General features: G+C 75.2%; 6 protein-coding genes and 1 pseudogene. 1 reads left to right on the forward strand and 6 read right to left on the reverse strand.

Annotation, left to right across the window (positions count from 1 at the left end; genetic code table 11):
• Positions 1 to 51: 51 nt before the first annotated feature.
• Together ADL08_RS31630 and ADL08_RS31635 are read right to left on the reverse strand one after the other, a co-directional pair.
• Complete coding sequence (locus ADL08_RS31630) at positions 52 to 1,755, reverse strand: DUF885 domain-containing protein (protein WP_199837131.1); 1,704 nt, start codon at positions 1,753 to 1,755, stop codon at positions 52 to 54.
• A gap of 49 nt (positions 1,756 to 1,804) precedes the next feature.
• Positions 1,805 to 2,302 carry an Lrp/AsnC family transcriptional regulator gene (locus ADL08_RS31635; RefSeq protein WP_053649087.1) on the reverse strand — a complete coding sequence of 166 codons (498 nt, stop codon included), beginning with the start codon at positions 2,300 to 2,302 and terminating at the stop codon, positions 1,805 to 1,807.
• A 59-nt stretch (positions 2,303 to 2,361) separates the two neighbouring features.
• Here ADL08_RS31635 and ADL08_RS31640 point away from each other — a divergent pair, with 59 nt between their 5' ends.
• Positions 2,362 to 3,579, forward strand: a complete 1,218-nt coding sequence (locus ADL08_RS31640) for a trans-sulfuration enzyme family protein (protein ID WP_053649089.1) — start codon at positions 2,362 to 2,364, stop codon at positions 3,577 to 3,579.
• Here the strand turns inward: ADL08_RS31640 and ADL08_RS31645 are convergent.
• The 4 genes and pseudogenes from ADL08_RS31645 to ADL08_RS31660 all read right to left on the reverse strand — a co-directional run.
• Positions 3,500 to 4,933 carry a GNAT family N-acetyltransferase gene (locus ADL08_RS31645; protein ID WP_053649091.1) on the reverse strand — a complete coding sequence of 478 codons (1,434 nt, stop codon included), beginning with the start codon at positions 4,931 to 4,933 and terminating at the stop codon, positions 3,500 to 3,502. The two genes, ADL08_RS31640 and ADL08_RS31645, sit on opposite strands and share 80 nt — an antisense overlap.
• An 88-nt stretch (positions 4,934 to 5,021) precedes the next feature.
• Positions 5,022 to 7,886 carry a DUF6493 family protein gene (locus ADL08_RS31650; RefSeq protein WP_234352337.1) on the reverse strand — a complete coding sequence of 955 codons (2,865 nt, stop codon included), beginning with the start codon at positions 7,884 to 7,886 and terminating at the stop codon, positions 5,022 to 5,024.
• A gap of 107 nt (positions 7,887 to 7,993) precedes the next feature.
• Entirely contained in the window at positions 7,994 to 9,610 is a 1,617-nt protein-coding gene (locus ADL08_RS31655; protein ID WP_053649093.1) for an alkaline phosphatase D family protein, read from the reverse strand.
• A 259-nt stretch (positions 9,611 to 9,869) separates the two neighbouring features.
• A pseudogene (locus ADL08_RS31660) lies at positions 9,870 to 11,037 on the reverse strand (PLP-dependent aminotransferase family protein); the annotation flags it as partial.
• Between the last annotated feature and the right edge of the window lie 130 nt (positions 11,038 to 11,167).

The following is an 11,167-nucleotide window of genomic DNA, read 5'->3' on the forward strand; positions in this document are numbered from 1 at the left end:
AAATCCCCGGCCGGTCAGACGAACGGCCGGGGATCGGTCCCGCGGCGGGCCTCAGAGCCGTGAGATCTCGTCCACCAGGTCGTCCAGGCCGAGCGGCCCCTGCGAGAGGGCCGCCATGTGCCAGGCCTTCGCGTCGAACGCCTCGCCGTGCGCCGCCCGCGCGTTGGCGCGGCCGATCAGCCAGGCGCGCTCGCCCAGCTTGTAGCCGATCGCCTGGCCCGGCACCGACAGGTAGCGGGTCATCTCGCTCTCCACGAAGGCCGGCGGGCGGCTGCTGTGCAGCTGGAAGAACTCCTGGGCCAGCTCCGGGGTCCACCGCTCGCCCGGCCGGAAGGGGGAGTCCGCCGGGATCTCCAGGCCCAGGTGCATGCCGATGTCCACGATGACCCGGCACGCGCGCATCATCTGGGCGTCGAGGTAGCCGAGGCGCCGCTCCGCGTCGGGCAGGAAGCCCAGCTCGTCCATCAGGCGCTCCGCGTACAGCGCCCAGCCCTCCATGTTGGCGCTCACCTTGCCGATGGTCGCCTGGTAGCGGGAGAGCCGGTCGGCGACGTGCACCCACTGCGCGGTCTGGAGGTGGTGGCCCGGCACGCCCTCGTGGTACCAGGTCGACACCAGGTCGTACACCGGGAAGCGGGTCGTGCCGTCCACGGGCAGCCAGGTGCGGCCGGGACGCGAGAAGTCCTCGGACGGGCCGGTGTAGTACGGCGCGGCGGCGCCGCCCGGCGGGGCGATCCGGGACTCCACCCGCCGCACCCGCTCGGCGAGTTCGAAGTGGGTGCCGTCGAGCGCCTCGATGGCCTCGTCCATGAGCCGCTGGAGCCAGGCCCGGACCTCGTCGACGCCCTCGATGTGGGTGCCGTGCTCGTCCAGGTGGGCGAGCACCTCCCAGGGGTCCGCGCCGGGCAGGATCCGCTCGGCCTCGGTCCGCATCTCGCCCAGGAGCCGGTGGTACTCGGACCAGCCGTACGCGTAGGCCTGGTCGAGGTCCAGGTCGGTGCCGTTGAAGAAGCGGGACCAGCGCCGGTAGCGCTCGCGGCCCACCGTGTCCGGGGCGTCGGCGACGGCCGGGGCGTACACGTCCCGCATCCAGTCCCGCAGCGCCCCGACGGCCGCGGTGGCGTCCTTCCCCGCCGCCGCCAGCTCGGCGCGGAGCCCCGGGGGGAGCGCGTCGGACCCGGCGGCGGCGAACTCCTCGAACCAGCCGGCCCCTTCGCCCCCGCCGCCCGCCCACTCGGTGAGCTGTCCGACGAAGGTGGCGGTGGGGCGGGGACCCGCGAACAGCTTGCGCTCCAGGCCGAGGGCGAGCGAGGAGCGGTAGCCCTCCAGGGCGGCCGGCACCGCACGCAGCCGGGCCGCCACCGCCGTCCAGTCCTCCTCGGTCTCCGTCGGCATCACGGTGAAGGCGATGCGGACGCTGTGCGCGGGCGAGCGCATGTTGCTGACGGTACAGAGGCCCTCCTCGGCCTCGTGCACGGCCAGTTCCGCCGTCAGGCGCTCCCGCAGCAGCCGGGCGCACCGCCGCTCGGCGTCGCTGTCGGCCCCCGGCGCCCGCTCGGCGCCGTCGAGCCGGGCGAGCGTGCGGCGGGCGAGGTCGGCCACGGCCCGCTGACCGGCGGGCGAGAAGTCGGGCAGCAGTCCGGCGCTCTCCCTGACTCCCAGATACGTACCGACGATCGGGTCGAGGGCGATGAGTGCGTCGACGTGGTCGTCGGCGACCTGGCGGGGCAGCGGGCTGCTGGAAATCTCTGGCATGGGGGCCATCCTGGCCTCTCCCGCGGGCCCGCGTCACCCTCGTCCGGCCTCAGACGGCTGACAAGGAGGGGCCCGCGGAGGGCGGCAGGAGCGGCCCGCACTCCCACTGCTGGAAGATCAGCCGGGTCTCCACCCGGGCCACCTCGCGGCGGGAGGTGAACTCGTCCAGGACGAGTCGTTGCAGGTCGGTGGGGTCCGCCACGGCCACGTGCACCAGGTAGTCGTCGGGCCCGGTGAGATGGAACAGCGCCCGGGACTCCGGCAGGGCCCGGATCCGGTCGACGAACGGACCGATCAGTTCCCGCCGGTGCGGGCGGACCTGGACGAGGAGGAGCGCTTCAAGCCCACGGCCGAGTTTGGCTGGATCCAGACGTAGTTGGTGTCCGAGGATCACGCCCGTGCGCCGCAGCCGGGCCACCCGGTCCAGGCAGGTGGAGGGAGCGACGCCGACCTCGGCGGCGAGCTCGCGGTAAGTGGTCCGGGCGTCGTTCTGCAGGAGGCGAAGAATGTGCAGATCGACCGGGTCCAGTACGACGGAATCGGCCATCCGCCGAACGTAGCACGGCGATTCCGCGCTACTTGCCGGTATCCGTTCACAGTGCCGCCATGGACGCCATGGATCTCGGCCCCTCGGTCACCCCGAGGGCCCTTGCCACCGAAGCCGTGCACGCGGGCCGCGAGGATCTCGCCGGTCTGGGGCTGCACGCCCCGCCGATCGACCTGTCCACCACCTACCCCTCGTACGACGCCCGGGCCGAGGCCGCCCGGATCGACGAGTTCGCCACCACCGGCGCCCGGCTCGACGGCCCGCCCGTCTACGCCCGGCTCGACAACCCGACCGTCGCCCGCTTCGAGGAGGCCCTCGCCCGCCTGGAGGGCACCGAGTCCGCCGTCGCCTTCGCCAGCGGCATGGCGGCCCTGACCGCCGTCCTGCTCGCCCGGGCGAGCCAGGGCCTGCGCCACGTCGTCGCGGTCCGCCCGCTGTACGGGTGCAGCGACCACCTCCTCGACGCCGGTCTGCTCGGCACCGAGGTGACCTGGACCGACCCGGCCGGCGTCGCGGACGCGATCCGGCCCGACACCGGCCTGGTCATGGTCGAGTCGCCCGCCAACCCCACCCTCGCCGAGGCCGACGTCCGGGCCCTCGCCCACTCCTGCGGCTCCGTGCCGCTCCTGGTCGACAACACCTTCGCCACCCCCGTCCTCCAGCGGCCGGTCGAGCAGGGCGCCCGGATCGTGCTGCACAGCGCGACCAAGTACCTGGGCGGCCACGGCGACGTCATGGGCGGGGTCGTCGCCTGCGACGAGGAGTTCGCCCGCACCCTCCGGCAGGTCCGCTTCGCCACCGGCGGGGTGCTCCACCCGCTCGCCGGCTACCTGCTGCTCCGCGGCCTGGCCACCCTGCCGGTACGGGTCCGGGCGGCGTCCACGACGGCCGCCGAGCTCGTCCGGCGGCTCGCCACCGACCCCCGGATCGCCCGCGTCCACTACCCGCGGATCGGCGGCGCGATGATCGCCTTCGAGGTGTACGGGGAGCCGCACGACGTGATCGCCGGGGTACGGCTCATCACCCCGGCGGTCAGTCTCGGCAGCGTCGACACCCTCATCCAGCACCCGGCCTCCATCAGCCACCGGATCGTGGCCGAGGGGGACCGGCGCTCGGCGGGCGTCAGCGACCGCCTGCTGCGGATGTCGGTCGGCCTGGAGGACGTCGAGGACATCTGGCGCGATCTGACCCGTGCGCTCAGCGCTCCGCCGGCCGGGTCCCCTCGTGCTGCCGCGTCCGGGCGGCCGGCTGTCGTGCCGGGGCCAGCCGGGCGGTGATCACCAGGGTGCCCTCCTCGATCTGGTAGTCGAGGGGCAGGTTGAGCGCCCGCATCGCGGCCACCATCCCCGTGTTGGACGACTGGGTCACGGCGTACACGCTGTCGCAGCCGGCCTCCTCGGCCATCGCCACGAGCCGGCCGAGGAGTTCGGACCCGATGCCGCGCCGCTGCCAGTCGTCCTCGACCATCAGCGCGACCTCCGTCTCGTCCCCGTCCCACAGCAGGTGCCCCAGGGCGACGAGGCGGCCGGAGGCGGTCTGCACGGCGAGGGTGCGCCCGAAGCGGGGGCTGAGCAGGTGGTCGAGGTAGCGGTCGGCGTCGCCGACCGGGCCGTGGTAGCGCAGGCCCAGGGTGCGGGCCGAGCAGCGGTCGTGCATGGCCCGCGCGGCCGTCAGGTCGCGCTGGTCGGCGCGGCGGACGGTGATCTCGTTGCCCTCGGGCAGGGTCAGCACGTCCCGGCCGCGCGGGAGGCGCGGGCCGAGCCGGGCGTCCAGCTCGACCAGGGCGCGCGCCCGGGCGAACTCGGTCGGGGTGAAGGGGAGGTAGGGGCGCTCCACGACGAGCGTGCCGCCGTGCGGGTCGCGCAGCCGCATCACGGTCTCCTCCAGGACCCCTTCGACCGGGGGCTGTTCACCGGTGGGGCGCCCGGTGAGCGAGACGGCCGGCACGGAGTGGAGGGTGCAGCGGCCGAGGAGCTGGCGCAGCGCGAGCGGCAGTTCGGCCGCGTCGAGCGCCGTACGGGTGGCGAGCCCGAGGACCCGGGTGGGCGTGTCCACCAGGTCGTGGGCGTCGGCCCGCTCGGTCCAGGTGTCCCGGCCGCCGGCCGCCGCGGTCTCGCGGGCCAGTTCCTGGGCGGAGAGGTCGGCGGGGGCCCGCAGCAGGAACTCGTCGACCGTGCCGTCCGCCAGCGGGTGGGTCTGGAGGGTCAGGATGTCCACGTCCAGGCGGGCGAGGACCGTGCACAGGGCGGCGAGGCTGCCCGGGGTGTCCGCGACGGTGGTGCGCATCCGCCACAGCGAGGTCCCGGCCGCCCGGCCGGACTCCCCGTCCGTCCCCGCGCCGGGCTCCGGCCGCGCCGCGGGGACGGCGGCGGGGCGCCCGCCGGGATCACCGGCGGGCGGGGCATGGCTGGCATGACTGCGCCTCCGCGCCCACCAGGTGTGGAAGGTGGCGGTGCCGACCAGCGCGATCGCCGAGAACACCAGCAGGTAGGGGCCCTCCGGGCCCTTGGCGATGGTCTTGGCGATCGTGTCGGCCACCACCACGGCGGTGAACAGCGCGGCCAGCTCGATCAGGTCGTGCCGCCAGTGGTGCGGATGGCGGGCACTCTTCGAAGACGTCACATCGGTCATGACTTCACTGTGACCCAGTGGTGTTGCGTGATCACGAACGCTTTGTGACTGACGGGTTAAGCGCCCGTCTGGCGGCTTAACAGCTGATTCAGGTCGTTTCTGTCGGAGTCTGATCGACCTCTTGGCGGAGTGCGTTCAGCAGCCGCCCGGCCTGCGCCACCAGCTGCGAGGAACCCCGCGCCGAGGCCGTCCCCTCCAGCCCGGCGACCTCCCCCCGGGCCCCGCACCGCTCCACGCAGTCGGCCGCGACCGCGAGCAGCTCGCCGAGCCCCCGCACCGGCTTCTCCGCACCCAGCAGCTCCGGCAGCATCGCCTCCAGGACCGCCCAGACCGTCCCGTACGCCCCGGTGACGGCGGCCGTACGGACCGCGTCCGTCAGCCGGTTCGGCTTGAGCGACCCCTCCGCCACCAGCCACGCCAGCTCCGCCCCGAGCGCCCGGGCGTTCAGCTCGCCGCGCGACGCCAGGACGAGCAGCGCGTCCACCGCGCGCAGCCGGTCGTCGGAGTCGACGCAGCCCAGGCCGAACGCGAGCGCCAGGTGCACCGCGCGGCCGACCGGCCCCCCGGCCTCGGCCAGCGCGGTCAGCGGCTCGGTCGTCCCGCGCTGCTCCCCGTCGACGGAGTGCGCCATGGCCGGAAGCAGACAGGCCGCCAGGACCTCGCGGTCGGCCGGAAGCACCGACGCCCACTGCGCCCGCTCCCCGATCCAGTGGTAGCAGCGCTGGGGAGCCGACCGCACGGCGCCGCCCAGCCAGTGGAAGGCGGGCGGGAACTCCTCCCGCACCACGGCACGCTCGCCGAACTCCACCACGGTCCGGTCGATCAGCCAGCACTTCCCCGAGAACTGCTCGCTCCCCCGGGGGAGGAACCGCACGGTCGCCCCCAGCGCGTCCTCGTCCCGCAGCCGGGCGGCGAGCCGCAGACCGGCCGCGGTGCCGAGCGCCGCCGCCTCCCCGGCCGCCCGCCCCGCCGGCGGGTCGGCCCGCAGGACCCGCAGCAGTGCCTGGCCGAGATCGGCCGGGGCGGGCTCCACACCCGCGTCCCGGTAGGCCCGAAGCCGCTCCACGAGGACCACCGGGTCGATTCCGCCGGTGCCCAGGGTCGGCGTGGCGAGCAGGAACGGCAGCTCGTCCGTGCCGACCAGCGCGGCGGCCTCCCACAACCGCGCTTCGAGGACCCCCGACAGGGCCTCGTGGGTACAGGAGTCCGGGTCGGGCACCTCCGCCCGGTGGACGTCGATCACCGACCGCTCCACGAGGCCGAGCAGCGACGCGAGCACCACGTGGATGCCGTGGGTGTGGTGCGTGAAGTGGTGGGGCGTGTCCCAGGACGCCTTCGCGAACGCCTCCCGCACCGCCTCCGCCACCGCCGCCCGGTCCCGGTGCGCGTGCCGCACCAGACCGTCGAACGCCCGCTCGAACGCCACGGGGTCCTCCATGAGCCCCCTCGCCACCAGCTCCTCCACCAGCTCCGCGACCGTGGCCGCCGGGGGCGCCACCCGCTCCGGCTCCGGCACCGGCGGCAGGATCTCCTCGTACGGCCCGGAGTCCACCGCCACCAGCGCGTCCCCGAACACCTCCGCGGCCGCCCGCCGGTGCGCCGGACTCAGCAGCCCGGCCGCCTCGGCCAGCTCGCCCCGCACCTCCGCGTCCACGGCGGGCAGATACCGGCCCACCAGCTTGAGCGCCCGCTCCTGGACACCGGTGTCCTCGTGCCCGAAGGCCTCCGCGACGGCCGGCAGCAGCTCGCCGGCCGCGCCCCGCTCCCGCGCGAGCACCTTGCCGACCAGGGTCAGCTGGGCCCGCACCAGCTTCCTCTCGGTGCGGAAGAGCACCGCGCCCGTCATCTCGGCCAGCGCCCCGACCGGCAGCGTTCCCGCCCCGGCGAGCCCCGCGAGGACCTCCTGCGCGTACCCGGCGACCGGCGACGGCGCGTCGGCCGCCATCCCGACCCAGTCCGGTATCCGCTCCCGCAGCTCCTCCCCGGCCGGCGCGAGGAGCCGCAGCACCTCCAGCGGGAACCGCAGGTCCCGCGCCCGCCCGCCGCGCAGCAGCCGGGACACGCACAGGTCCACCACCCCGGCCCGGTCGAGCGTCCCCTCCGCGACGAGCGTCGTGAGCGCCGTGGGCCAGTGCGTCGGCGCCTCCGGGCCGACCGACCAGGTCATCCGGTCGGGGGTCTCGCCCATCGACAGCGCGTGCGCCACCAGGACCGGCGTCTGCGGATCCGCGCGCAGCCGCTCCAGGAGCCGCTCGTCGGTGACCTTCCGCGTCCAGCCCAGGACGTAGCCGTCGGTCGCCGGGACCGGACAGCCGGAGCGCACCACGAGCCCGCGGACCAGTTCGTAGGCGCTCTCCGCGACGGTCCGCCGCTTGGCGAGCCGTCCCGCCACGTCCGCCAGCCAGGCCGGGTCCCGGTCGGCGAGCACCGCCAGGACCGGGGTCGCGTCCTTGAGGTCCCAGCCCAGCATGTCGCCGCCGGCGAGCCAGGTCGCGGCCGCCGCGGCGCCCGTGTGGCACCCGGCCCCCGCCACGTACAGGCCGCGCCGGATCCGGGCCGCCTCGTTCCCCCGCTTCCAGTCCCAGGAGCGGACCTCGGCGCGCAGCGCCTTCAGCCTCCCTAGGGCCTCCTTGCGCGCGGCGGCGTCCAGCGGCTCCAGGAGCTTCGGCACCCGCCGGGCCTGCCCGGCGCGCACCGCGTCGAGCAGCCGCCCGACCGCCGCGCCGTCCGGGGCCCCGCCCCGCGCACCGTGTCCGACCGACACCGACACCGACACCGACACCGCCGCACCGCTCTCCGTACCGATTCCCATGCCTGCCCCCATTGTCTTCCGTCCCGCCCCCTCGTCCCCTCTCCCGCCCCCGGCCGTCTCCAGACCGAGCAGCCGGCCGGAGCCCGTGGACTCCAGCGCGGACGGGCGTGCGTAGGCGAGCGCCTGTACGGATCGCGTCATGGAAAAACCGTAGGACCCGCCACTGACAACGCCCCGGACAACGGCCCCGACCAGGGGTTCTCACGCTGGAGGCGGTCCCTGGACCGGTGCCGACGGCGAACCCGGTCTCACTGCCCGACGCGCCCCGCCCGCAGCGTCTTGCTGAACAGGACCTTTCCGCCCTCCGCCCGCAGCCGCACGGTCAGATCCCCGCCGTGGCCGTCGATGTCGACCTCGCCGAAGTACTGCGGGCTCTCCATCGGCGACAGGTTCGCCCGCTCCGGCGCCCGCACGAAAACCCGCTCGGGGCCGAAGGTCCCGTCGAGCGCGTTCGCCGGGAACCCGCCCGCCGCCAGCGGTCCGGACACGAACTCCCAGAAGGGCGCGAAGTCCTTGAAGCCCGCCCGCTCCGGCGCGTAGTGCTGCGCCGAGGTGTAGTGCACGTCCGCCGTCAGCCACAGCGTGCCGGTGATCCGCCGGTGCTTGACGAAGCGCAGCAGCTCCGCGATCTGGAGCTCCCGGCCCAGCGGCGCGCCCGGGTCGCCCTGCGCGATCGCCTCGAAGTCCGCCGCCCCGTCCGGCACGACCAGGCCGATCGGCATGTCGGCCGCGAGCACCTTCCACACGGCCGTCGACGCGGCCAGTTCCCGCTTCAGCCAGGCCAGTTGCTCCGCGCCGAGGATGCCGGTGGTGTCGTCGGCCTGCCGGTTGGGCGAGTTGGGGTTCCGGTACGAGCGCATGTCGAGCACGAACACGTCGAGCAGCGGCCCGTACCGCACCACCCGGTGCACCCGCCGCCCGCGCCCGCCGGGCCCGCCGGGAACATGGAGGGTGGAGACCGGCGTGTACTCGCCGAAGGCGCGCGCCGCGCGGGCGGCGAGGACGTCCACGTCCTTCTCCGTGTACCGGGGGTCGTCCAGGATCTGCCCCGGGTACCAGTTGTTCCGCACCTCGTGGTCGTCCCACTGCACGATCGACGGCACCCGCGCGTTGAAGGCCCGGACGTTGTGGTCGAGGAGGTTGTACCGGAAGTTGCCCCGGTACTCGTCCAGCGTCTCGGCGACCTTCGACTTCTCCGGCGTCGTGACGTTCCGCCAGATCCGCCCGTCCGGCAGGGTCACGCTCGGCTGGATCACCCCGTCCGCGTAGATCGCGTCGCCGCTGCACAGGAAGAAGTCCGGATCGAGCCGGCGCATCTCGTCGTACGCGCGGAAGCCGCCGGTGTCCGGGTTGATGCCCCAGCCCTGCCCCGCGATGTCCCCGGACCACAGGAAGCGGACGCCGTCGCGGCGCCGGCCGGGGGCCGTGCGGAACGTGCCGGTGACCGGCTCGCCCGTACGGCGCGGGTCGTCCGGGTCCGCCAGGGTGACCCGGTAGTGGATCTGCTCGCCCGCCGGCAGGCCGCGCAGGGCCGTGGTGCCGGTGAAGTCCGTGCCCGCCCCGAGCAGCGGCCCCCGGTGGCGGCGCACCCGCCGGAAGGACTCGGTCGCGGAGGTCTCGACGACCATGCGCGCCGGACGGTCGGAGCGCACCCAGACCAGACCGGAGGAGGCCGTGACGTCGCCCGTCTGCACGCCCCACGCGGCCCGGGGCCGGCCCGTGAGCGCGAACGCGGGGGCCGCGAGGCCGGCGCCGCCGAGGGCGAGCGCGGCCGAGGCGGCCAGCGAGCCGCGCAGGACGCCTCGCCGGTCGGGAGCGGGGGCGGGAGCGGGAGCGGGGGAGGAGCCGGGCACGGGGTGGGACATGGAAGGGCCTCCGGGAGGTGGTCGATTCCGGTCGTGGGCGGTACGCCGCCCCATGCCTAACGGCCGGGAACGGCGCCCGCGCGAACCCCGCGTGAACAGATCACCCCGCCGGACCCACCCGCGTCCCCGTCCCTGTCCCCGTTCCCGTCCCCGTTCCCGTTCCCGTTCCCGTCCCTGTTCCCGTCCCTGTTCCCGTCCCTGTTCCCGTTCCTGTCCCTGTTCCCGTTCCCGTTCCCGTCCCTGTCCCCATTCCCGCCCCCACCGCCTCCGCCATCAGCCCGACCCCCTCCGCGACGGTCGACGGCGACAGGTGCGCGTAGCCGATGACGAGCCGTACGTCCCCGTCCGCGGGCCGGGCCGTGCCGTACTCCTCCAGGGACCGCAGCGCCACCCCCGCCTCCGCCGCCCGCGCCAGGAACCGTTCCGGCGGCCCGAAGCGCGCCGGTACGCGCGCGATGACGTGCAGTCCGGCCGCGATGCCGCTCACCTCGGTGCCGGGCAGGCGCGCGGCGAGGGCGGCGAGCAGCGCGTCCCGCCGCTCCCGGTAGGCGCGCTGGCAGCGGCGCAGCTGCCGGTCGTACCCGCCCCGCGTCACGAACTCCGCCAGGACGGCCTGGTCGAGCACCGGATTGCCGAGGTCCATCGTCCGCTTCCGCTCGACGACCTCGGCGAGCAGCTCCGGCGAGCAGCTCCTCCGGGACGAGCATCCAGCCGAGCCGCAGCCCGGGCGCCAGCGACTTGCTGACCGAACCGGCGTAGACGACCCGCTCCGGGTCGAGGCCCTGGAGGGCGCCGACCGGCGCCCGGTCGTACCGGAAGTCGCCGTCGTAGTCGTCCTCCAGGACGTAGCCGCCGACGGCCCGCGCCCAGTCGAGGAGCGCGCCGCGCCGCTCCGCCGACCAGCCGATCCCGGACGGGAACTGGTGCGAGGGCGTCACGACCACGGCCCGTACGCCCGAGGCGGCGAGCGGCTCCGGGCGCAGCCCCTCCCCGTCCAGCGGCAGCCACACCGTCTCCATGCCGGTCGAGGCGAAGAGGCGCCCGTGCTCCGGGCTGCCGGGGTCCTCGACGCCGACCGTGCGCAGCCCCCGCGCCCGCAGCACGAACCCGAGGAGCGTCGACGCCTGCGCCACGCCCGAGCAGACCACGAGCCGTTCCGGATCGGCCACCACGCCCCGGCGCCGCGCCAGCATCCCGGCCAGCGCCGCGCGGAGTTCGGGCAGGCCGCGCGGGTCGGGGTAGCCGAGGGACCGGTGGGGGAGCCGGGCCAGGACGGACCGCTGTGCCGCCGCCCACGCGCTCCTCGGGAACAGCGACAGGTCCGGCGTCCCCGGACGGAAGTCCACCCGGACGCCCGGCCCCCCGGCAGCGCCACGGCCCCCGCCCACGCCCGGTGCGGCACCACCCGCCCTGCCCGAGCCGTCCGCTCCGCCCGAGCCGTCCACCCCGTCCGCAGCGCCCGCCCCGCGTCACGAACTCCGCCAGGACGGCCTGGTCGAGCACCGGATTGCCGAGGTCCATCGTCCGCTTCCGCTCGACGACCTCGGCGAGCAGCTC

The organism is Streptomyces sp. NRRL F-6492 (genome assembly GCF_001280125.1).
In the GTDB taxonomy this organism is placed as follows: domain Bacteria; phylum Actinomycetota; class Actinomycetes; order Streptomycetales; family Streptomycetaceae; genus Streptomyces.

Coding starts and splice junctions, on each gene's coding strand:
- ADL08_RS31630 (WP_199837131.1), bottom strand. CDS start 1,755: ATGCCAGAGATTTCCAGCAGCCCGCTGCCCCGCCAGGTCGCCGACGAC.
- ADL08_RS31635 (WP_053649087.1), bottom strand. CDS start 2,302: ATGGCCGATTCCGTCGTACTGGACCCGGTCGATCTGCACATTCTTCGC.
- ADL08_RS31640 (WP_053649089.1), top strand. CDS start 2,362: ATGGACGCCATGGATCTCGGCCCCTCGGTCACCCCGAGGGCCCTTGCC.
- ADL08_RS31645 (WP_053649091.1), bottom strand. CDS start 4,933: ATGACCGATGTGACGTCTTCGAAGAGTGCCCGCCATCCGCACCACTGG.
- ADL08_RS31650 (WP_234352337.1), bottom strand. CDS start 7,886: ATGACGCGATCCGTACAGGCGCTCGCCTACGCACGCCCGTCCGCGCTG.
- ADL08_RS31655 (WP_053649093.1), bottom strand. CDS start 9,610: ATGTCCCACCCCGTGCCCGGCTCCTCCCCCGCTCCCGCTCCCGCCCCC.